Source organism: Quisquiliibacterium sp. (assembly GCF_982640115.1).
Genome location: NZ_CEXFHW010000008.1, coordinates 1 through 21,201, shown reverse-complemented (window position 1 = coordinate 21,201; position 21,201 = coordinate 1). Strand labels below are relative to the sequence as shown.

Here is a 21,201-nt window from a genome sequence, read left to right as displayed (position 1 = left end):
GCGGCTCAGTCGAGCACCACCCAGTGCGGGCAGTGATCGCTGGGCAGGGCTCTCGCGGGTGATGCCGCGAAGGGCCGGCCCGCCTCGTCGAGGTGGCCGAGCATGCGCAGCACCAGTGCCTGCGGCGAGAGCCGGCGCTTGAGCGCGTCGCTGAGCAGCACATGGTCGATGCCGTCGTGGGCGAGATCGCCGGCGCCGCGGCGCGGCGGCTGTCCGCCGCGCAGGTTGCAGTCGGCCGGCCCGCCGGGGCGGATGCGTCCGCCGGACAGCTCGGCCGGTCGGGTCCGCCACAGCACCGAGCCGGGCGGGTCGTCGTCATTGAGCTCCGGGAAGAGCGCGCTGGTGTGCGCCGGGCAGCGGGCCTGCAGCCTGCCCTCCACCGACACCAGGTCGCAGGGGCCGCTCGGGCTGGCGGGCGAGCTGCCATCGAGGCGGACCGGGCGGTCGGGCCGGTCTTTCACCGGCTCCAGGAACAGGCTGCGGTTGAAGTCGCCCAGCACCACGAAGTCGCGTCCGACGCGGGCATCGATCCAGTCTTCCAGTGCCGGCAGCTGGCGGCGCAGCATCGCGCAGTCGCTGACGATGGCGTCACGGCGTGCGGGCGGGTCATCCGGGCGCAGCGGATCGTCGATCACGCGGCTGCGGCAGCCGGCCTTCAGATGCACCACCAGGAACTCCACCGGCCGGCCGTCCACCGGCAGCGTGAAGGAGAACCCCGGGCGCAGTGGCCGCAGCCCCGGCCCGCTGTCGGCCAGCGCCGGCTCCACCCGGAAGCCGCCCGGTGCAAGCCCTGGCGCCCAGGCCACGCCGAGCTGCTGCGCGATGTCGGGGCTGCCGGGCATGCCGCGGCTGGTGCGCACCGACCAGCCCGGCGGCAGCAGCGGCCGCACCGCCGCGTCATCGAAGACCTCCTGCAGCGCCACCATCGACACGCCTTCATCGGCGAGCCGCGCGAACCAGCGGCGCAGCTGATCGAGCTTGTCCTGATGGGCCATCGGATCGGCGAGGTCGGCAGTGTCGCGGCAGGGATGCCCGGGACGGTAGCGGGCGCGCTGCGGCCAGCCCTCGTCCTCGCCCGGGCAGGCCTGGGGCGGAAAGCGCATGCCGTTGTGGACATTGCAGTAGGGCAGACCCTCGAGCTCGCGGCGGGCGGGTGGCGCCAGGGTGGCCGGGTCGGTGGGCCAGCCATGCCGCGCGCAGGTGGCTGCCCAGCGGGCGTGGGTCTCGGGGCTCATGAGCCAGGCGAGGTTCCAGGTGGCCACGCCCAGCGGTCGATTCTGCGCGGGCGCGGTGGTCGGCGCGGTCAGGAGCATGAGGGTGGCCAGCGCAGCCATCAGGGCCGCGGCGGCGCGCGCCCGCCTGCCGGGGGCGGGCACCACGCCCGGAGTCACCCTGGTGCGCAGCCGTGCGGCCATGCCCGTGATCACGGCGCTCAGCGCTTCGCGTCCTGGGCGATGAGCTCGGCCGCGCGCTCGGCGATCGCGATCACCGCCGCGTTGGTGTTGCCCGACACCACCGCCGGCATCACCGAGGCATCGACGACCCGCAGGCCATCGACCCCGCGCACCCGCAGTCGCGGATCGACCACCGAGGCCGGGTCGGTGCCCATGCGGCAGGTGGAGGTGGGGTGGTAGACCGTCTCGCCGGTGTCGCGGCAGAACTGCAGCCACTGTTCGTCGGTCTGCACGGCCGGGCCGGGCGTGCGCTCGGCCTCGACATAGCCGCTGAAGGGCGGGGTGTTGACCAGCCGGCGCAGCTGCTTGAGCCCGTCGACCATCATGCGCCGGTCTTCCTCGGCGTCGAGGTAGTTGTAGCGGATGGCCGGCGCCTCGGTGGGGTCGGGGCTGCGCAGCCGCACCCAGCCGCGCGACTGCGCGCGCAGCTGCGACACCGAGCAGGTGAAGCCGGGAAAGTCGTCGAGCACCCCGCCGCGGCGGGCGATGGAGAAGTTGATGAAGTAGAACTGCGCATCGGGCCGGGTGAGTTCGGGCCGCGTGCGCACGAAGGCGGCGGCATAGCCGGCGCTCACCGTGAGTGGGCCGCGGCGCGTGAGCAGCCACTGCAGGCCCGCACCGAGCTTGCCGTGCCAGGTCGAGAGCCGATCATTGAAGGTGATGGGCCGGTTGCAGCGCCAGTAGGTGCGGACATAGAAGTGGTCCTGCAGGCCCTCGCCCACCTGCGGCGAATCGACCAGCACCGGCAGGCCGAGCTCGCGCAGCCGCTCGCCGGGACCGATGCCCGAGAGCTGCAGCAGCTGCGGCGAGTTGAAGGCGCCGCCGCACAGGATGACCTCGCCGGCGCGCGCGACATGGCTGCGCCCGTGCTGGCGGTACTCGACACCCACGGCGCGGCCCTGCTCGATGATCACGCGCGTGACCAGCGCCTCGACCTCGATGCGCAGATTGGCGCGGCCCTGCGCCGGACGCAGGTAGCCCACCGCGGTGCTCACCCGCCGGCCATTGCGCAGGGTGGCCTGGTAGTAGCCCGCGCCCTCCTGGGTGGGGCCGTTGAAGTCGTCGTTGCGCGGGATGCCGTTGGCCTGCGCCGAGGCGATGAAGGCGTCGCACAGCTCGTGCCGGTCGGGCAGGTCGGAGACCGCGATCGGGCCGCCCGCGCCGTGCCAGGCGCTCGCGCCGCGCTGCTGGTCTTCGCTGCGCAGGAAACAGGGCAGCAGGTCATCGAAGCCCCAGCCCGGCACGGCCCAGTCGTCGAAGTCTTCGCGCTGGCCGCGGATGTACACCAGGCCGTTGATCGAGGAGGAACCGCCCAGCACCTTGCCGCGCGGGGTGAACACCCGCCGGCCACCGAGCGTGGGCTCGGGTTCGGACTCGTAGGCCCAGTTGACGCGGTTGTCGGCAAAGAGCTTGCCGTAGCCCAGCGGGATGTGGATCCAGGGATGGGTGTCGCGCGGCCCGGCCTCGAGCAGCAGCACGCGGCGGCCGGGGTCGGCGCTCAGCCGGTTGGCCAGCACGCAACCGGCCGAGCCGGCGCCGACGACGAGATGATCGTAGTGTTCCATCGGGGTGATCGGGATCTTGCGTGGAGGAAAGCGGCGCGGGCTCGCGCCGTGCGCAGTGTAAGTCTGGCGCGCCCGGGCTGGCCTGCGGCGGCGGTCCACGGCACGATACCGGGATGAGTGCCATCCTGCCCCCCGTCCCGCGCCGCGGTCCCGCCGCCCTGCTCGCGCTGCGGCTCTTCGTCCTGGTCCTGCTGCCTGGCGCGCTGCTCGCGCCACGGCCGGCCGCCGCGGTGCAGGCGGTGGTGGTGGCGCGCGGGCTTGATCAGCCCTGGGCGCTGGCCTTCCTGCCCGACGGCCGGATGCTGGTGACCGAACGCCCCGGCCGCATCCGCCCGGTGGCCGAGGATGGCACGGTGGGCGCGCCGCTGCGGGGTCTGCCGCCGGTCGATGCGACCGGCCAGTGCGGCCTGCTCGATCTGGTGACCGACCCGGCCCACGCCACCAACCGGCTGCTCTACTGGACCTACGCCGAGGCGGGCGAGGGCGGTAACACCGTGGCCGTGGCCCGTGGCCGGCTCGAGGGCGACGCGCTGGTCGATGTGCAGGTGATCTTCCGGCAGCAGCCCAGGGTGGCCAGCCGGCTGCACTGCGGCTCGCGGCTGGCCTTCGCCCGTGACGGCCGCCTGCATGTCGGCCTGGGCGACCGGTTCGGCCGCCGCGCCGACGCCCAGGATCCGGCCAACCATCTTGGCAAGACCGTGCGCATCGAGTCCGACGGCCGGGTGCCCGCCGACAACCCTCATGTCGGGCGCGCCGGCGCACGGCCCGAGCTCTGGAGCCTGGGTCACCGCAACATCCAGGGCATGGCGGTGCACCCGGTCACCGGCGATCTGTGGCAGAGCGAGCACGGTCCGCAGGGCGGCGACGAGATCAACCTGATCGAGCGCGGCCGCAACTATGGCTGGCCGCTGGTCACCTTCGGGCGCGAGTATGTCCTGGGCACGCGCATCGGCGAGGAAGGGCCGCGCGCCGGCTTCGAGCAGCCGCTGAAGGTCTGGCTGCCGACCTCGATCGGGCCCAGCGGCATGGCCTTCGTCACCGGCAACCGCTACCCGGGCTGGCAGGGCAGCCTGCTGGTGGGCGCCTTGCGCGGCCAGGCACTGCACCGGCTGAGCATCGAGGGCCGGCGGGTGACCGGCGAGGAGCGCCTGCTGGTCGATCCGGGCGCGCGCATCCGCGATGTGCGCCAGGGCCCCGACGGCTGGATCTACCTGCTCACCGACGGGTCTGGCGGCCAGCTCCTGCGCCTCCTGCCCTGAGGGCGCGGGCGGCGGCGGCTCGGCCATCCGGCCCCCGCGGCCCGCAGCCGCGCGCCCTGCGGCACCTCAGAAGCCCGCCAGCACGATCTTGCCGATCGTGCGGTTCGACTCGATCTCGGCATGCGCGGCTCGCAGGTCGGCGGCGCAGATCCGCCCGGCGGTGCGGGTGTGGGTGCAGCGGATCAGACCGTCATCGACCAGACGCGCCGTCTCGCTGAGCAGGCGGCCCTGCTCGGCCATGTCGGCGGTCTGGAAACCCGAGCGCGTGAACATGCCCTCCCAGTGCAGCGAGGCGCAGCGCTCGCGCAGCAGCATGAAGTCGAGCGGCTTCTCGGGCGTGTCGATCACGCAGATGCGGCCCTGCGGCGCGACCGATTTCGCGAGCTCGGCGAAGTGCAGGTGGGTATGGGTGATGCTGAAGATGTTCTCGACCCAGCGGATGCCCTCGCGGCGCAGCTCCTCGCTGAGCGGCCGGCCGTGATCGATGACCCGATGCGCGCCGAGCGCGAGCGCCTGCGCGCGGCTCTCGGGGCGCGAGGCGGTGGCGACCACCTGCGCGCCGGTCAGGCGCCGGGCGAGCTGCACCGCGATCGAGCCCACGCCGCCGGCCGCGCCGGTGATCAGCAGGGTGCCGGCATCGGCTGGCTTGCCGGCGCGCAGCTGCAGGCGGTCGAAGAGCGCCTCCCAGGCGGTGATGGTGGTGAGCGGCATGGCGGCGGCCTGCTCGAAGGACAGGCTGTGCGGCTTCATGCCGACGATGCGCTCATCGACCAGGTGCCGTTCGGCGTTGGTGCCGGGTCGAACCCGAGAACCGGCATACCAGACCTCGTCGCCGGGCTTGAAGCCGGTGACCTGCGGTCCCACCGCCTCGACCACGCCGGCCGCGTCATAGCCCAGCACGCGGGCTTCCCCGGCGGGCGGTGGGGCGTTGCGGCGCAGCTTGGTGTCCACCGGATTGACCGACACCGCCATCACCCGCACCAGCAGGTCGCGGCCGGTGGCCACGGGCTCGGGCAGGTCGAGGTCGATCAGGCAGTCGGGGTCGGTCACCGGCAGGCAGCGGGTGTGTCCTACGGCTTTCATGGGCGGGAAACTCCGGAAGCAGGGTCAGGCGCGGATCTCGCGCTGGTCGCGATAGCGATAGAGCAACAGCATGAAGGGCGCGGTGCGACGGGCGAGGCCGTGCAGCGCGAGCGGCCTGGGTTCGGTGAAGGGCAGGGCGAGATCCTGGTCGGGTGCGCCCTGCACCGCGCGGGCGAGCTCGCGGCCGAGCGCCACCGACAGGCCCACGGCACGGCCGTTGCAGCCCACCCAGGCATAGCCATCGGGGCCGATGCGGTGCACCCGTGGCAGGTAGTCGTCGGTCATGCCGATGTAGCCGTTCCAGACATGGTCGAAGCGCACGTCGCCCAGGGCGGGGAACAGGCCCTGCAGCCGCGCGCCGATCCGCGCCCGCAGGCGCTGCGCGCCGTTGCGCGGGTTGACCAGCGCGCCGCCGGTGATCAGGCGGTGGCGGGCGTCATAGCGCATGAAGTAGAGGTCGCCGTGGGTGTCGGAGACCGCGTGCCGGCCGGGGATCACCACCCGGCGCGCCGCCTCGGGCACCGGCGCGGTGGCCATCTGCCAGGAGAGCACCGGCACCACTTCGCGCGCGACGGCCGGCGCCAGCCCGGGCGCGAACTCGCCGGTGTAGCTGCCGGTGGCCAGCACCACCGCGCGGGCACGCACCTCGCCGGCATCGGTGCCGAGCAGCCAGCCATCCTGGGTGCGCCGCAGGCTGCGCACCGGCGTGCGGACATGGATCTGCGCGCCGGCCCGCTGCGCGGCCATGGCCAGGCCGCGGGTGAGGGCGAGCGGGTTCACATGGCCGCCGGTGGGATTCCACCAGCCGCCGTGCCAGGCGCTCGAGCCGGTGCGCTCGCGCACGGCCTGGGCCGAGAGCAGCTCCACCGGCGCACCCACCGCCGACCACTGCCGCACGCGCCGTTCGGCGATCGCCATGCGACCGGGCGTGTGCACCGGCTGCACCCAGCCGGTCTGCTCGGCCTCGGCGTCGATGCCCTCGGCGCGGATCAGGTCGAAAAGATTCGCGGCGCAGTCGCGGATGAGGCCGACGAAGCGCTCGCCGGCCGCGCCATGGCGGGCCACGATCTGTTCCGGCTCCGGCCGGGTGAGCGTGGGGATCACCTGGCCGTTGTTGCGGCCCGAGGCGCCCCAGCCGGGTTCGGCTGCCTCGATCACGGTCACCTGGGCGCCCTGGCGGGCGAGGTGCAGCGCGGTGGACAGGCCGGTGAAGCCGGCGCCGATGACGGCGACATCGGTGCTCAGCGGGCCGGGCAGTGCAGACCAGGTCGGGCCGGGCGGGGTGGCTGCGGCCCACAGGGAGGGCGGCCAGGCGGGTGATGCGCTCATGGGAAACGGAATCCGGGGGCGGTGCGTGCGCCACTGTGTCATCAAAAGCGGTCGGCTTCCAGTCGGCCGGGCGATAGCATCGGCCGTCGGCCGCCCGCGGGGCAGCCAATCGGAATGGAGGCTTGCATGCTCGACCAGGTCATCGGACTGGACCACGCGGTGATCACCGTGCGCGACCTCGACGCCGCCGCCGCGGGCTGGCGCGCGCTGGGCTTCACGCTGTCGCCGCGCGGCACCCACAGCGCCCACATGGGCACCGGCAACCACACCATCATGTTCGGCGACGACTACCTTGAGCTGCTCGGGGTGCTCGCCGACACCGACCACAACCAGCCCACCCGCGCCTTCCTCGCCCGCCGCGAGGGCATCGAGCGGGCCGCCTTCACCGCGCGCGATGCCGCCGCCGGCGTGGCCGAACTGCACGCCCGCGGCATCGCCGCCACCGGGCCCAATGCCTTCGGTCGCCCCGTCACCCTGCCTGACGGATCGCTCACCGAGGCGCGCTTCGAGACCTTCATGTGGCCGGTGCACGAGCGGCCGGGCGACATGCGCCTGTTCGCGTGCCGGCACTTCACCCGTGAGGCGGTCTGGATTCCCGAGCTGTGCCGACATGCCAACGGCGCCATCGGCATCGCCTGCCTGGAGCTGCTTGCGCCCGATCCGCAGGCCGCCGCCGCTCACCTCGGCCGGCTGGTCGACCGCACGCCCGAGCGCCTGCCCGATGGCGCCTGGCGGGTGGTCTCCGGTGCCGGTCGAGCGCCCTTCGAGTACCTGTCGCGCGCCCAGCTGGCCGCCCGCCACCCGGGAGCCGATCTCGGCGGCCTGGCCGACGAGGGCGTGGCCGCGCTGGTGCTGCGGGTGACCGACCTCGCCCAGGCGCGGCGCGCGCTCGGCGCTACGCCGGTGGCCGAGTCGGCCGGCGCGCTGGTGGTGCCGGCCGCGCACGCCAACGGCCAGCTGCTGGTCCTCGTGGCCGGCTGATCCCCTTGCCCCGCTTTCCGGAGTCAACGCCATGGCCCTTCGCAACCGCGTCACCGAGATGCTCGGCATCACCCACCCGATCGTGCAGGCCCCGATGGGCTGGATCGCCCGCGCCCAGCTCGCCTCGGCGGTGTCCAATGCCGGCGGCATGGGCATCATCGAGACCTCCTCGGGCAAGCTCGACGAGGTCCGCGACGAAATCCGCCGGATGCGCGAGCTCACCGACCGGCCCTTCGGCGTGAACATCGCGCTCACCTATGTGCGCGACCCCGACATCGTGAAGTTCGTGGTCGACCAGGGGGTGCGCTTCGTCACCACCTCGGCCGGCGATCCCTCGCGCTACTGCGCCGACCTGAAGTCGCACGGACTGACGGTCTTCCATGTGGTGCCCACCCTCAAGGGCGCGCTCAAGGCGGTGGCCGCAGGGGTGGACGGTCTGATCGTGGAGGGCGCCGAGGGGGGCGGCTTCAAGAACCAGCGCGATGTCGCCTCGATGGTGCTGCTGCCGCTGGTCTGCTCGCAGGTGAAGGTGCCGGTGATCGCCGCCGGCGGATTCAGCGACGGCGTGTCGATGGCCGCGGCGCTCGCGCTCGGCGCCGAGGGCGTGCAGATGGGCACCCGCATGCTGACCGCCGCCGAGTCGCCGGCCCACGGCAACTGGAAGGACGCGATCGTGCGCGCCGAAGAGACCGACACGGTGTTCCTGAACCGTGGCGGCAACGGTCCGGCGCTGCGGGCGCTGCGCACCGCGCGCACCACCCGGCTGGAGTTCGCCAACCCCCCGAACATGCGCGACGAGTTCGCCAATGTGCTCGACCTCTATTTCGGCGGCGACCTGGAGGCCGCGGTGCCCCTGACCGGGCAGGTCTGCGGTCGCATCGACGCGGTTCGGCCGGTGCGCGAGATCATCGAGCAGACCATCGCCGAGTGCGAGGCGGTGATCGCGTCGCTGGCGGCCCGCTACGGTTCCACGGGCTGAACCCCGGGCTCTCCAGTGCCGGTTCGTCTGCTGCAACTCCGGATTGCGGATCGGCCTGGACAAGACGCCGGGCTTGTCCCGGATTCGTCTTGGACAGACGATGGAAATTTCGGCTTTTCCACGGCTTCTCCTCTGGAAACCGCAAGCCGATCGGATGCGTTGTTCTCAGAGGAGAATTCCCGCTGGCCCGGCGAAAACCCCTGAAAATCGTTTCATCTGGTAAATCATTGAAAAAAGGAAACCTCGCGTTGGCGTTTCGCTTTCCCCATAATGCTGTTCCAACAACGATCAGAATCCCTCAAGACGGAGACAGCGATGACCGACGATTCCGAGTTCGACACCGAGTTTCACGCCACCGTTCTCGAAGATCCGCCCGAGGCGGTACCGGCCGGATCGGCCATCCTGAGGGCCGTGCGCATCCTCGAGGCCATCGCCCGTCACGACACGCCGCCGCAGCTCTCCGAGATCTGCCGCGAGGTCGAGCTGCCCAAGCCCACCGTCTACCGCATCCTCACCACGCTCGAGCACGCCGGCCTGGTCGGGCGCGAGCCGGGCAGCAAGCGGTATGCCTGCTCCGAGCGCATGAACGGCCTGGCGGTCGAGACCCTGCTGCGCTCGCCCGCCCGGGGTGCCCGGCGCGCCGTGCTCGAGGAACTGGTCGAGCAGATCGGCGAGACCTGCAACCTGACCATCCCCAACAACAACTCGGTGCTCTATCTCGACCGGGTCGAGGCCTCCTGGCCGCTGCGTGTGCGCTTCACCGCGGGCTCCAAGGTGCCGCTGTATGCCTCGGACAGCGGCAAGCTGTTCCTGTCCTACCTTCCCAAGCGCAGCCGTGAGCGTTTCCTGCGCGTCACCCCGCTGATCCGGCATACTCAGAAGACGTTCACCGATCCCGCCCGGCTCGGTCGCGAGTTCGAGGCCATCCGCGCCAACGGCTACGCCACCGATGACGAGGAATATCTCGCCGGCATCAACTGCCTGGCGGTGCCGGTGCGCGACGCCGACCAGCGTGTGGTGGCCGCCGTGGCGGTCCAGGCGCCGGTCAGCCGTCTGCGTCTGGAGGAGGCCATCGAGTTCCTGCCTCACCTGCGCCAGGCGGCTGACGCCATCGCCCAGACCATCGACTGGTGATCGGCTGACGACACCCTTCGACAGGAAGTTGCCTCGATGAATGATTCAGCAGCCAATGGGGTTCTGCGCTTCGGCAGCGGAAAGGCGGTCAGCCGGGTGGAAGACGCCGCCCTGCTCACCGGTCGCGGCCAGTTCACCGATGACATGGCGCCGGCCGGCACGCGGGTGCTCGCCTTTCTGCGCTCGCCCTACGCGCACGCCCGCATCCTGTCGATGGACACCTCCGCGGCCCGGGCCATGCCCGGCGTCTCGGCGGTGATCACCGCGACCGAACTGCTCGCCGCCGGCGTCAAGCCGCTGCCGCATGCCGCCGCCTTCAAGCGCGCCGACGGCTCGGCGGCGGTGTCGCCACCGCGCTTTCCGCTGGCGCTCGAGGTCATCCGCTTCGCCGGCGAGGCCGTCGCCGCGGTGGTCGCCGATACCCGCGAGCAGGCCCGCGACGCGCTCGAGGCCATCCAGTTCGAGGTCGAGGAACTGCCTGCGGTCACCGCCCTCACCGACGCGGTCGCCGAGGGCGCCCCCCAGCTCTGGCACGAAGCGGTCGGCAACATTGCTGCCGAGGCCCGCTACGGCAACGCGGCAGCCACCGAGGCGGCCTTTGCCGCGGCGGCCCACGTGGTCACGCTCGATCCGCTGGTCAACCAGCGGCTTGCGCCGGCCTCCATCGAGCCGCGCACCGTGCTCGCCAGCCACGACCCCGCCAGCGGCCGGCTCACCATCCGCATGAGCAGCCAGATGCCCACGGGCGTGCGCAACCTGCTTGCCGACACCGTGCTGGGCATGCCGCAGGACAAGATCCGCGTGGTGGTCGGCGATGTCGGCGGCGGCTTCGGCATGAAGACCGGCCTGTATCCCGAAGACGCGGTCGTGGCCTTCTGCGCGCGTCAGCTGGCCTGCCCGGTGCTCTGGACGGCCGACCGTTCCGAGGAGTTCCTCTCGGCCATCCACGGTCGTGACATCCACACCCGCGCCCAGCTCGCCCTCGATGCCAACGGCCGCGTGCAGGCCTTCCGGGTGCACAACCTCGCCAATGTCGGCGCTTTCGCCACCCCCACCGGCGTGGCCATCCAGCTGCTGATCGGCCCCTGGGTGCTGAGCAGCATCTACGACATCCAGACCATCGATTTCCATTTCAAGGCGGTGCTCACCAACACGGCACCCACCGGCGCCTACCGCGGTGCCGGCCGGCCGGAGTCCATCTACATCATCGAGCGCCTGATGGACGCTGCGGCCCGCCAGCTCGGCATCGATGGCGCCGAGCTGCGTCGGCGCAACATGATCCGGCCCGAGCAGATGCCCTACACCAACCCCATGGGCCAGACCTACGACACCGGTCAGTTCGAGAAGGTGCTCGACCAGGGGCTGGCGCTCGCCGACTGGGCGGGCTTCGAGGCCCGCGCCGCGCAGTCCCGTGCCCGCGGTCGGGTGCGGGGCCGCGGCATCGCCACCTTCCTGGAGTGGACCGGCGGCAACGCCCTCGAGGAGCGGGTCACGGTCAATGTGCGCCCCGACGGCATCATCGAGCTGATCTCCGCCACCCAGGCCATGGGCCAGGGCCTGGCCACCACCTATTCGCAGCTCGCGGTCGACATCTTCGGCGTGCCGCTCGATCGCATCCGCGTCATCCAGGGTGACACCGATCTCGCCAATGGCTTCGGCAGTGCGGGTTCGCGCTCGCTGTTCACCGGCGGCACCGCGGTCACCGTCGCCTCGGAGCGCACCATCGAGCGCGCCCGGTCGCTGGCCGCCGAGGCGCTCGAGGTGGGCGAGCCCGACCTGGAATACCAGCAGGCCGCCTTCCGCGTGGTGGGCACCGACCGCCAGATCGGGCTGTTCGAGCTGGCCGCGCGCCAGCCGGAGCAGAAGATCGTCATCGACAGCTCGGTGGCCGTGTCCGGTCCCACCTGGCCCAACGGCTGCCACATCTGCGAGGTCGAGATCGACCCCGACACGGGCGAGACCGAGGTGGCTGCCTATGCCTCGGTGAACGATGTCGGGCGGGTGGTCAATCCCACCATCGTCCGTGGTCAGCTCGACGGCGGCGCCCTCCAGGGCATCGGGCAGGCACTGTGCGAGCACCTGGTCTACGACCCCGAGAGCGGCCAGATGCTCAGCGGCAGCTTCCTCGACTACACCCTGCCGCGAGCCGATCTGCGGGTTCCCTTCCTCACCGAGATGGACGAGTCCACGCCCTGCAAGAACAACCCGCTGGGCGTGAAGGGCGTGGGCGAACTCGGCACCATCGGCGCCACGCCGGCCGTGGTCAACGCGGTGGTTGATGCCCTCGCGCGAGCCGGCGTCGATACCCGCGCCCACCCGGTGCAGATGCCGCTCACCGCCGAGCGGGTCTGGCGGGCGCTCAACACCCGCTGAGCACCCTCAGTCCCGGCGCGGCTCCTGCGCCGGGCCGGGGCGCCGCGCGCTGACCAGCAGCACCACGCCGGTCAGCGCCGGCAGCACCCCCAGCGCGGTGAACACCACGGCATAGCTGCCGGTCAGGCTGACCAGAGCGGCAAACGCGGCCGAGCCGCCAACGCCCCCCATGAAGGTCAGGAACTGGGTGGCTCCCGTGCTGCGCGCCACCCGCTCCGGGGGTACCAGTCGTACCAGATCGGCAAAGAACACCCCGTTCCAGGCCACCGCCGTGACTGCACAGGCCAGCGTCAGCGCGAGCATGGCGGCCGGTGGAGCGTCGGCTGGCGCCAGACCCACCAGGGTCACGGCCACCCCCATGGCCACGCCCAGGGCCCCGAGCAGCCGTGCGGGGTCGACCCAGCGGTCAGCCACATGTCCCCAGCCGATGCGCCCGGCCACGCTGGCAGCCTGCGAGGCGGCCAGCAGACTGGCCGCCAGCGACAGGCTGTAGCCGTGCTCGAGCTTGAGCAGCGACACCAGGAAGGTCAGGAAGCTCACCTGGGTGAACGCGAACACCAGCGAGGCGATCGCCAGCCGTCGGGTGGGCGCAAAGCCGAGGACCTCGCGCAGCGGTTCGAGCAGCCGCTGCCGCAGACCCGCGGGTGGCGTCGGGTCGGTCCCGCTGGCGGTGGTGTGGGTCGGCGGGGCCGCGGCCGTTGCGGGCGAGGTCACCGCCATTCCGAGGAGCGCGGCACCCGGCTCCAGCACACAGCGCACGCGCCCGATCAGCATCATCACGACTGCCAGCCCGGCCGCGAGCACCAGCAGCGTCTGCATCCAGGATCCGGCTCCGAGCAGCACCGGAACGACCATGCCGGTGAAGGCCACGCCCAGCGGCACGCCGGTCTGCTTGATCGAGAAGAACAGGCCGCGCCGCGCCGCCGGTGCGTGCCGGCTCAGGATCTCGGCCGCGGTGGGATTGGGCAGACCATAGCCCACGCCGAGCACGGCCGCGCCGATCAGCAGGGCGGCGGGGTGGCCGATGGCCATCAGCGCGAGGCCCAGCGCCGAGGCGGTGAGTGCAACCTGGCTGATGCGCACCGGTCCGTGGCGCTGCGACAGCGAGCCTCCACCCAGGCCGGTGACCATGGCCGCGAGGTAGGCAAGGCTGATCAGCCAGCCGACATGCTGGGCGCCCACCCCGATCTGCGGGCCGACCGCGGGGGCCATCACCGAGGGCGTGGTGAGCGCGACCGCGGCCAGGGTCTGCACGGCAAGGGTGACCCACAGCGCGGTCCAGGGAGCAGGCGTCACGGGGAGGGGGTGGCAGGAACTGTCGTCACGGGGAGGGTTGGCAGTACCGGTCGTCACCGGCGGGGGCGCAAGGGCGGGTCGTCACAGGAAGGGGGTTGCAGGGCGTGGCGCGCCAGTGTGGTGGCTGCGGGTCCGATCGGGCAAGCCGCGACCGGGCGGATCCGGACATCCTCGATCGCGCTATGCTCATGCCGTCGTGCGCGGCGGCCCGTTCGCGCCCCATCCAACTCTCGATCGGAACCTCCATGGGACACACCGACCCCCTGATCGCCGCGGCCGATCACGCCCTGCTGCCGGACAGCCGCGAGCACTTCTGGATGCCCTTCTCGCCCAACAAGGAGTTCAAGCGCGAACCGCGCATGTTCGTTCGGGCCCAGGGCATGTACTGCTACACGCCGGAGGGCCGGGAGGTGATCGATGCCTCGTCGGGCCTGTTCTGCGTGGCCGCCGGCCATTGCCGGCCGGAGATCGCCCGTGCGGTCTTCGAGCAGATGAGCACCCTCGATTTCGTTGCGCCCTTCCTGCGCGCCCACCCCAAGTCCTTCGAGCTCGCCGAGCGGGTCACCCAGTACACCCCGCCGGGTCTCAATCGGGTGTTCTTCGTGAACTCGGGCTCCGAGGCGGTGGACACCGCCATGAAGATGGCCCTGATGGTCCACCGCGTGCGCGGTCAGCCCCAGCGCCAGCTCTTCATCAGCCGCGAGCGCGCCTACCACGGGGTCAACATGGGCGGGGTGTCGCTGGCCGGCATGGCCAACAACCGGCGCGCCTTCGGCACCGGACTGGCCGGGGTCTACCACATGCGGCACACCGCGCTGCCCGAGAACCGGTTCGTGAAAGGCCAGCCCGAGCACGGCGCCGACCTCGCCGACGACCTTCAGCGCTTCTGCCAGCTCTACGGCGGCGAGAACATCGCCGCGGTCTTCGTCGAGCCCACGGCCGGCTCCTTCGGCTGCCTGCCGCCGCCGCGCGGCTATCTCGATCGCCTGCGCGCGATCTGCGACGCGCACGGCATCCTGCTGGTCTTCGACGAGGTGATCACCGGCTGGGGCCGCATGGGCGCGAACTTCGGCGCCCAGGCCTTCGGTGTGACGCCCGACATCATGACCATGGCCAAGGCGATCACCAACGGCGCGCAGCCCATGGGCGCGGTGGCCGCTCGCCAGTCGGTCTATGACGCGATCACCGAGGCCGGCCCGGCCACCGGTGTGGAGTTCTTCCATGGCTACACCTATTCGGCGCATCCGGCTGCCTGCGCTGCGGGTCTGGCCATGATGGACATCTTCCGCGACGAGCAGCTGATCGAGCGTGCGGCGGCAATGACACCGTACTTCCTCGATGCGATCTTCTCGCTGCGCGATCTGCCGGTGATCACCGACATCCGCGGCGTGGGCATGATGGCCGCGATCGATGTCGCGCCCGATGCCGCGCCAGGCGCCCGGGGGCACGAGGCGCAGAAGCGCCTGTATGACGCCGGCCTGAACCTGAAGAGCACCGGCGATGCGCTGATCATTGCGCCGCCCTTCGTGGCCGAGCGTCATCATATCGACGAGATCGCCGGCAAGCTGCGCAGGGTGCTCGCCGGCCTCTGAGACCGGTGGCGCTGCAGCGCCTGTCTGCGGGCGCGTGGCCGGGGCGAGCGTCGCAGCAGGCTCGCCCCGCGCGGCCTGCCGCGCTCGGTCGGGGTCGCGGCCTGCCGCGTTCAGTCGGGGTCGCGGCTGATGAAGCGGTAGAGCAGCGGCAGCAGCACCAGGGTGAACAGCGTGCCGCTCACCATGCCGCCCACGATCACCACCGCGAACGGGCGCTGCGTTTCGGAGCCGATGCCGTGCGACAGCGCCGCCGGCAGCAGCCCCAGGCCGGCCATCAGCGCGGTCATGACGATGGGGCGCAAGCGCATCACCGCCCCCTCGGTGATCGCCTCGGCACTGCTCATGCCGCGGCGCAGGTATTCCATGATCTGCTCGACCATGATCACTCCGTTCTGCACCGAGATGCCGGCCACCGCGATGAAGCCCACCGCGGCCGACACCGACAGGTGCAGCCCTGCGATCGCCAGCCCCGCGATGCCGCCCACCAGGGTGAACGGCACCATGGCCAGCACCAGCAGCGAGTGGGTCATCGACCGGAAGGCCCAGAACAGCAGCGAGAAGATCATGAGCACCGACAGCGGCACCACCACCTTCAGCCGCGCCATGGCCCGCTGCTGGTTCTCGAACTGGCCGCCCCAGGTGAGGCGGTAGCCCGCCGGCAGCGGCACCTGCTCGGCGACCGCCTTCTGGGCTTCGGTGACGAAGCTGCCCTGGTCGCGGCCGATCAGGTTGACCTTGACGGCCACGCTGCGCCCGCCGGCCTCGCGGGCGATCCGGTTGGCGCCCTGGCGGACCTCGATCAGGGCGACATCGCCAAGCGCGACCGTGGGCGTGAGCCCGCCGGCGGTGCCGGTCGTTGCCGGCAGCGGGATCTGAAGATGCGCGATGTCGTCGAAGGCGTCGCGGAAGGAGCGTTGCAGGCGCAGCGTGACATCGAAGCGCCGATCGCCCTCATAGAAGACATTGACCGCCTGCCCGGCCAGCGCTGTCTCGATCATCTGGTTGACATCGGCGACATCGAGCCCCAGCCGGGAAAGCCGCTGCCGGTCGATGGTGATGGTGAGCTCGGTCTGACCGCTGATGCGGAAGGCTGCGACATCGGTGGCGCCACGGATCTTCTCGAGCACCGACACGATCTTGTCGGCGCGCCCCTGCAGGATCTCGAGGTCGGGTCCGAAGACCTTGACCACGATCTCGCCCTTGGCCCCCGAGAGCGCCTCCTCGACATTGTCCTGGATGACCTGCGAGAAGTTGGTGGGCACGCCGGGAATGGTCTGGATCTTGCGCGACATGTCGACCACCAGCGCATCCTTGGTGGGGAAGCGCCATTCGCCCCGGGGCTTGAGGTCGGCCAGGATCTCGAGGTTGTTCGGCCCCTTGGGATCGGTGCCGTCGTCGGGTCGGCCCACCTGGGTGACCACCATGCGCACCTCGGGGTACTCGCGCAGGATGCGCCGCACCTCGCGCTCGACCTCCTTGGTCTTGGTGAGCGAGGTGGCCGGCGGCATGGTGATGGTGAGCCAGATGTTGCCTTCATCGAGCTTGGGCAGGAATTCGCTGCCGAGCATCGGCGCCGAGGCCAGTGCCACCGCCAGCACGGCGAGCGAGCCGCCCAGCACGGCCACCCGCGCGCGTCCGGCCGCCAGCAGGGCCCGCCGGTAACCGTTCTGCATGGCCTCGATCCAGGGACTGTGGCGCTCGGCGAGGTCATGATGGCGCAGCACCATGGCCAGCAGCGCCGGCACCAGCGTGAGCGTCAGCAGGATCGCGCCGAGCAGCGCGAAGGTGAGGGTGTAGGTGACCGGCGTGAAGATCTTTCCTTCGACCCGCTGGAAGGTGAAGATCGGCAGGAAGGCGGTGATGATGATCGCCTTCGAGAACAGGATGGGGTGGGCGAGCGCCACCGCGGTGCTCTTGAGCTCGTGGATGCGCCAGCCGTACCCGTCGTGCGAGGGATTCAGGTCCTTGCGCGCGAGCGCCAGGCGCACCATGAGCGCCTCGACCAGCACCACCGCGCTGTCGATGATGATTCCGAAGTCGACCGCGCCCAGCGAGATCAGGTTGGCCGACACGCCGCGCAGGTCCATCAGGATGAACGCGAACAGCAGCGACAGCGGGATCACCGTGGCCACGATCAGCGCCGCCTGCCAGCTGCGCAGAAAGACCATCAGGATGGCGATCACCAGCGCCGCCCCCACCGCCAGGTTCTCGATGACGGTGAGCACGGTGTGCTCGATCAGGTCGGTGCGCTGGTAGGTGGGCAGGATGCGCACCCCGGGCGGCAGCTTGGCGTTGACCTCGTCGACGCGCTCGCGCAGCCGGGCCACCACCTTGGAGGCGTTCTGGCCCTTGATCATGACCGCGATGCCCTGCACGACATCGTCGCGCTCGTTGAAGGCGACGATGCCCGAGCGGGTGCGATCGCCGGCGGCCACGGTGCCGACATCACTCACGAAGATCGGCCTGCCGCCGGGCGAGTCGACGATGGTGCGGGCGATGTCGTCGACGCTGCGGTACAGGCCGATGCCGCGGATCACCAGCGACTCGTCGCCGCGCCGCATGAGCCCGCCGCCGGCATTGGCGCTGTTGCGCGCCAGCGCCTCGGACACCTGCTTCAGGGTGACCCCGTAGCGCTTGAGCGCATAGGGGTCGACCCGCACCTGGTATTCCTTGACCGTGCCGCCGAAGCTGATGACATCGGCGATGCCGGGCACGATCCGCAGCGCCGGCTTGACCACCCAGTCCTGGATGGCACGGATCTCGTTCAGCGGCATGCCGGCCGGCGCTTCGAGCACGTAGCGATACACCTCGCCCACGGCGGTGGACAGGGGCGCGAGCTGCGGCTGCACGCCGGGCGGCAGGGTCAGGTTGCCAAGCTTCTCGAGCACCTGCTGGCGGGCGAAATAGTCGTCGGTGCCCTCGGCGAAGGTGAGGGTGACGATGGACAGGCCGGTGATCGAGACCGAGCGCAGCTGCGTCTGGCGGGGCACGCCGCTCATCTCGCGCTCGATGGGCAGGGTCACGCTGCGCTCGACCTCCTCGGGCGCGAGGCCCGGCAGCTGCGTGACCACCTGCACCTGCACATCCTGCACATCGGGGAAGGCCTCGATGGGCAGGTTGTTCATGGCCACCCAGCCGGCGGCCACCAGCACGCCGGTGAGCACCAGCACGAAGACCCGCTGCTGCAGCGCGAAGGTGATCAGGCGATCGAGCATGCCGGCGACCGGGTCACTTCACCAGGGTGGTCAGCTCGGAGTTGAGCAGCAGCGCGCCGGTGGTGACCACCATCTCGCCCGCCTCCACCCCGTCGATGATGAAGGCGTGGGTGCGGTCCTGCACGCCGAGCTTCACCTTGCGGCGGGTGAAGAAGCCCGGGGGATTCTCGATGAACACATAGCTGTAGAGGCCCTGGGTGACCAGCGCGTTGTTGGGCAGGCGCACCGCCTGACCGGCATCGGCCGAAGCCAGGATCACCTGCGAGTACATCTCGGGCCGCAGGCGGTGATCGGGGTTCTCGAGGGTGGCCCGCACCTGCACCCGCCGCGTGGCCGGATCGACCACCGCACCCACGCGCTCGATCGTGGCCGCGAAACGCTCGTCGGGCCAGGCATCGACCTTGACCAGTGCACGCTGCCCGGGCTTCACCAGCCGCAGGTCGCGCTCGGGCAGGTCGATCAGCACCCAGAGGTGGGCCAGATCGCTGACCACGAAGAGCGGCTCGGCCTGGTCGGGCCGGACTTCCTGACCGGGGTTGACCCGCCGTTCGGCGACCACCCCCGACAGCGGCGCGCGCAGCGAGTAGGCGGGGTTGTCGGCGCCAGCCGGCGCCAGGTTGCGCAGGCGCCGCTCGGCGCGCTCGGTCTCGGCGCGGGCAGCCTCGAATTCGGCCTGCGCATTCTCGAGCTCGCGACGGGCGAGCACCCCGGCCTCGGCCAGGCGCTGTGAGCGCTCGAAGGCCAGCCGCCGGCGCTGGTCGTCGCTGCGGGCCTTGCGGACATCGGCCAACGCCGCAGCGAGTTCCGGGGAGTCGACACTGAGCAGTTCCTCGCCGGCACGTACGGCGTCGCCCGCCTGGCGGCGGATGGCGAGCACCCGTCCGCTGATCGGGACCGAGAGCCGGGCGGTGCGGTTCTCGTCGTAGGCGAGCCGGGCATTGAGCGGCTCGGCCAGCGGGACGGTGGCGAGCCGGGCCTCCTCGACCCGGATCGAGGCGAGCTGCGCGGCCCCGGTGTCGAAGTGCACGGTGTCGGGGGAGATCGGGTCGGCGCCACCCGCGGCCACGGTGCCGGGGCGCGGCAGTGTCTTGCCGCCCGGGTCTGCCTTGGCCGTCGACGGGCGCGCCGCCTCGGGCCCGGGCTGGCTTGCCGGCAGGCGGGTGAACTGCGCCAGACCGTAGCCCAGCGCCACCAGCGCGGCCGCGGTGAGCAGCATCACGGGCGTCTTCTTCTTCATGGCTTCCCCGGGGGCGCGGCGTCAGCCTCGCCGTCGATCGCGGCCCGCCAGGCGGCATGCGCCTGGCCGACATCGGCCTGGGCGCGGATGCTCTCGGCCTGCACCGCGCTGCGCTGGCGGCGCGCGTCGAAGAGATCGGTGAGGCTGGCCGCGCCCTGCTGGTAGGCGATCTCGAGCGCATCGGCCACCCGCTGGGCCGCTGGCAGGGTCTGATCGAGCAGCCGCAGGCTGCGCTGGACTGCCGACTGCAGCTGTTCATGGGCCCGCAGTGCCTCGGCGAGGGCTGCTGCACGGGTGCGCTCGAGCGCGGCCTGCGCGGCGTCGACATCGGCCTGCGCGCGTGCGATCTCACCGCTGAAGTCGTTGTTGACGAACAGGGGGACCGTGGCCGAAATCCCGAATACCGTGCCGCCGAAGCCCGGCGCCCGGTCTGCCTGCACGCCGAGCATGACATCGCGGGTGCGCAGGCTGGCGGCCAGCGCCCATGCCTGGCGGGCGGCGCTCAGGCGACGCTCTGCCGCGCGCAGGTCGGGCCGGCGGCCGATCGCCGCGTCGAGCCCGCGCTCGAGCGTGACGCGGGCCTCGTCGGCAAGACGCGCCATGGGCTCGCGCCCGTCCAGGGGGTCGATCGCCCGCAAGCGTGCCGCCTGGGCCTCGGCGCCGAGCAGCACCGCCACGCCGAGCCGGGCCTGGGCACGGGCGTTCTGTGCCGCGCGCTCCTCGTTGGCGGCGCGTTCGGCCTCGACCCTCAGGCGGGTGGCATCCACCGGCGCGAGATCGCCTGCCGCGACCCGACGCTCGGTGGCCTCGAGCAGCCGGCGGTAATCGGCGAGATTCCCGGTGGCCAGATCGGCCAGGCGCTGCGCGGCCGCGAGCTCGAGATAGGCGATGACGAGTTCGACCCGCTGTCGGCGCAGCGCATCGGCGAGGTCCAGGCCAGTGGCCTGCTCGACAGCCTCGGCAGTGGCGGTGCGCAGCTCGCGCTTGCTGCCGCGCTCGATCAGCTGCTCCACGCGCAACAGCCGGTCGGTGCCCGCATAGGGATACCGGCGGGCCTCGGTGTTGGAGACCTGGGCCTGCACGGTGGGATTGGGGCGCACATTCACCCGCGCGAGTTCGGCCCGCGCCGCCTGCTGCGCCAGCCGCGCCGCCCGCACCGCGGGGTTGGCCGATTCGAGCGCATCGAGTGCCGCATGCAGGCTCAGCCCGCCGTCAGCCGCGATGAGCAGCGGCCTGTCGGTGGCCCCGTGGCCGGGGAAGGGCAGCGCCGCGATGACCGAACCGAGCAGCAGGGCGGACAGGGACGGGCGAGGGCGGGGACGGGCCATGCGGCGCGAGGCGAGGTGCGAAAAAGGGACAGGGTCGGACGGCCCCGGGGCGGATCATGCCGATTGCGCTTGACGAAACGCTGACAGGTCGCCCGGGCGGCCCGGGCGGCATGAGGTCGCTCAGCTCCTTGCCTTGAGCGCTGCGAGGCTGGCCTCGTCCAGCCCGGCCTCGCGCAACACCTGCGCGGTGTGCTCGCCCAGGGCCGGCGAGTGGGCCCCGGCGCGGGTGTCGGCCGCCGACAGGCGAAATGGCGGGTTCAGCACCTTGAAGCTGCCGCCGGCATCACGCACCTCGGCCATCGCCTCGCGATGCGCGATCTGCGGGTCGGCCAGCGCCTCGGCCACCGTCCGGTAGGGCGAGCAGGGCACGCCGTGG

The 21,201-nt window shown here is 71.6% G+C and carries 15 protein-coding genes; 6 read left to right on the top strand and 9 right to left on the bottom strand.

What is annotated here, in order from left to right:
- Positions 1-5: 5 nt before the first annotated feature.
- Together AC2H6A_RS01925 and AC2H6A_RS01920 are read right to left on the bottom strand one after the other, a co-directional pair.
- Positions 6-1,427, bottom strand: coding sequence for an endonuclease/exonuclease/phosphatase family protein (locus AC2H6A_RS01925; RefSeq protein WP_484271440.1), 1,422 nt, complete (start codon positions 1,425-1,427; stop codon positions 6-8).
- Positions 1,428-1,432: 5 nt separating this feature from the next.
- On the bottom strand, positions 1,433-3,019 hold the full coding sequence (locus tag AC2H6A_RS01920) for a GMC family oxidoreductase (protein ID WP_484271439.1): 1,587 nt from the start codon (positions 3,017-3,019) through the stop codon (positions 1,433-1,435).
- A 113-nt stretch (positions 3,020-3,132) separates the two neighbouring features.
- On the opposite strand from AC2H6A_RS01920, the gene AC2H6A_RS01915 reads away from it, so the two are divergent.
- On the top strand, positions 3,133-4,278 hold the full coding sequence (locus tag AC2H6A_RS01915; protein ID WP_484271438.1) for a PQQ-dependent sugar dehydrogenase: 1,146 nt from the start codon (positions 3,133-3,135) through the stop codon (positions 4,276-4,278).
- Between the two features lie 66 nt (positions 4,279-4,344).
- On the opposite strand, the gene AC2H6A_RS01910 is transcribed toward AC2H6A_RS01915, so the two are convergent.
- Together AC2H6A_RS01910 and AC2H6A_RS01905 are read right to left on the bottom strand one after the other, a co-directional pair.
- A complete protein-coding gene (locus tag AC2H6A_RS01910; protein ID WP_484271437.1) occupies positions 4,345-5,361 on the bottom strand; it encodes a zinc-binding alcohol dehydrogenase family protein in 1,017 nt (338 codons plus the stop codon).
- A gap of 24 nt (positions 5,362-5,385) precedes the next feature.
- Complete coding sequence (locus AC2H6A_RS01905) at positions 5,386-6,690, bottom strand: NAD(P)/FAD-dependent oxidoreductase (protein ID WP_484271436.1); 1,305 nt, start codon at positions 6,688-6,690, stop codon at positions 5,386-5,388.
- A 126-nt stretch (positions 6,691-6,816) separates the two neighbouring features.
- Here AC2H6A_RS01905 and AC2H6A_RS01900 point away from each other — a divergent pair, with 126 nt between their 5' ends.
- The 4 genes from AC2H6A_RS01900 to AC2H6A_RS01885 all read left to right on the top strand — a co-directional run bounded on the left by AC2H6A_RS01900 (position 6,817) and on the right by AC2H6A_RS01885 (position 12,157).
- Positions 6,817-7,671, top strand: coding sequence for a VOC family protein (locus tag AC2H6A_RS01900; protein ID WP_484271435.1), 855 nt, complete (start codon positions 6,817-6,819; stop codon positions 7,669-7,671).
- 31 nt (positions 7,672-7,702) lie between these two features.
- A complete protein-coding gene (locus AC2H6A_RS01895; protein ID WP_484271434.1) occupies positions 7,703-8,650 on the top strand; it encodes an NAD(P)H-dependent flavin oxidoreductase in 948 nt (315 codons plus the stop codon).
- A 315-nt stretch (positions 8,651-8,965) separates the two neighbouring features.
- The gene (locus AC2H6A_RS01890; protein ID WP_484271433.1) at positions 8,966-9,784 is read left to right on the top strand and encodes an IclR family transcriptional regulator; all 819 of its coding nucleotides are present in this window, start codon (positions 8,966-8,968) and stop codon (positions 9,782-9,784) included.
- A 36-nt stretch (positions 9,785-9,820) separates the two neighbouring features.
- Complete coding sequence (locus tag AC2H6A_RS01885; RefSeq protein WP_484271432.1) at positions 9,821-12,157, top strand: xanthine dehydrogenase family protein molybdopterin-binding subunit; 2,337 nt, start codon at positions 9,821-9,823, stop codon at positions 12,155-12,157.
- 6 nt (positions 12,158-12,163) lie between these two features.
- Here the strand turns inward: AC2H6A_RS01885 and AC2H6A_RS01880 are convergent, their stop codons facing one another.
- Complete coding sequence (locus AC2H6A_RS01880) at positions 12,164-13,453, bottom strand: MFS transporter (protein ID WP_484271431.1); 1,290 nt, start codon at positions 13,451-13,453, stop codon at positions 12,164-12,166.
- Positions 13,454-13,698: 245 nt separating this feature from the next.
- Between AC2H6A_RS01880 and aptA the strand changes: the two genes are divergently transcribed.
- Positions 13,699-15,045 (top strand): omega-aminotransferase AptA, encoded by a 1,347-nt coding sequence (gene aptA / locus AC2H6A_RS01875; RefSeq protein ID WP_484271430.1) that lies wholly within the window; start codon positions 13,699-13,701, stop codon positions 15,043-15,045.
- A gap of 110 nt (positions 15,046-15,155) precedes the next feature.
- Here aptA and AC2H6A_RS01870 read toward each other — a convergent pair whose 3' ends face one another.
- The 4 genes from AC2H6A_RS01870 to AC2H6A_RS01855 form a co-directional block, all read right to left on the bottom strand.
- Entirely contained in the window at positions 15,156-18,260 is a 3,105-nt protein-coding gene (locus AC2H6A_RS01870; RefSeq protein ID WP_484271429.1) for an efflux RND transporter permease subunit, read from the bottom strand.
- A 13-nt stretch (positions 18,261-18,273) separates the two neighbouring features.
- Positions 18,274-19,497 (bottom strand): efflux RND transporter periplasmic adaptor subunit, encoded by a 1,224-nt coding sequence (locus AC2H6A_RS01865; RefSeq protein WP_484271428.1) that lies wholly within the window; start codon positions 19,495-19,497, stop codon positions 18,274-18,276.
- On the bottom strand, positions 19,494-20,825 hold the full coding sequence (locus AC2H6A_RS01860) for a TolC family protein (protein ID WP_484271427.1): 1,332 nt from the start codon (positions 20,823-20,825) through the stop codon (positions 19,494-19,496). The genes AC2H6A_RS01865 and AC2H6A_RS01860 overlap by 4 nt, the downstream gene beginning before the upstream one ends.
- Positions 20,826-20,945: 120 nt before the next feature.
- Positions 20,946-21,201, bottom strand: a 256-nt coding sequence (locus tag AC2H6A_RS01855; RefSeq protein WP_484271426.1) for a CoA transferase, incomplete at its 5' end; no start/stop codon positions are given.

What these genes read in the sequence shown, in the direction of transcription:
- AC2H6A_RS01865 (WP_484271428.1), bottom strand. Translation starts at nt 19,497, where the DNA reads ATGAAGAAGAAGACGCCCGTGATGCTGCTCACCGCGGCCGCGCTGGTG.
- AC2H6A_RS01895 (WP_484271434.1), top strand. Translation starts at nt 7,703, where the DNA reads ATGGCCCTTCGCAACCGCGTCACCGAGATGCTCGGCATCACCCACCCG.
- AC2H6A_RS01910 (WP_484271437.1), bottom strand. Translation starts at nt 5,361, where the DNA reads ATGAAAGCCGTAGGACACACCCGCTGCCTGCCGGTGACCGACCCCGAC.
- AC2H6A_RS01920 (WP_484271439.1), bottom strand. Translation starts at nt 3,019, where the DNA reads ATGGAACACTACGATCATCTCGTCGTCGGCGCCGGCTCGGCCGGTTGC.
- AC2H6A_RS01885 (WP_484271432.1), top strand. Translation starts at nt 9,821, where the DNA reads ATGAATGATTCAGCAGCCAATGGGGTTCTGCGCTTCGGCAGCGGAAAG.
- AC2H6A_RS01915 (WP_484271438.1), top strand. Translation starts at nt 3,133, where the DNA reads ATGAGTGCCATCCTGCCCCCCGTCCCGCGCCGCGGTCCCGCCGCCCTG.
- aptA (WP_484271430.1), top strand. Translation starts at nt 13,699, where the DNA reads ATGGGACACACCGACCCCCTGATCGCCGCGGCCGATCACGCCCTGCTG.
- AC2H6A_RS01900 (WP_484271435.1), top strand. Translation starts at nt 6,817, where the DNA reads ATGCTCGACCAGGTCATCGGACTGGACCACGCGGTGATCACCGTGCGC.
- AC2H6A_RS01890 (WP_484271433.1), top strand. Translation starts at nt 8,966, where the DNA reads ATGACCGACGATTCCGAGTTCGACACCGAGTTTCACGCCACCGTTCTC.
- AC2H6A_RS01860 (WP_484271427.1), bottom strand. Translation starts at nt 20,825, where the DNA reads ATGGCCCGTCCCCGCCCTCGCCCGTCCCTGTCCGCCCTGCTGCTCGGT.
- AC2H6A_RS01870 (WP_484271429.1), bottom strand. Translation starts at nt 18,260, where the DNA reads ATGCTCGATCGCCTGATCACCTTCGCGCTGCAGCAGCGGGTCTTCGTG.
- AC2H6A_RS01905 (WP_484271436.1), bottom strand. Translation starts at nt 6,690, where the DNA reads ATGAGCGCATCACCCGCCTGGCCGCCCTCCCTGTGGGCCGCAGCCACC.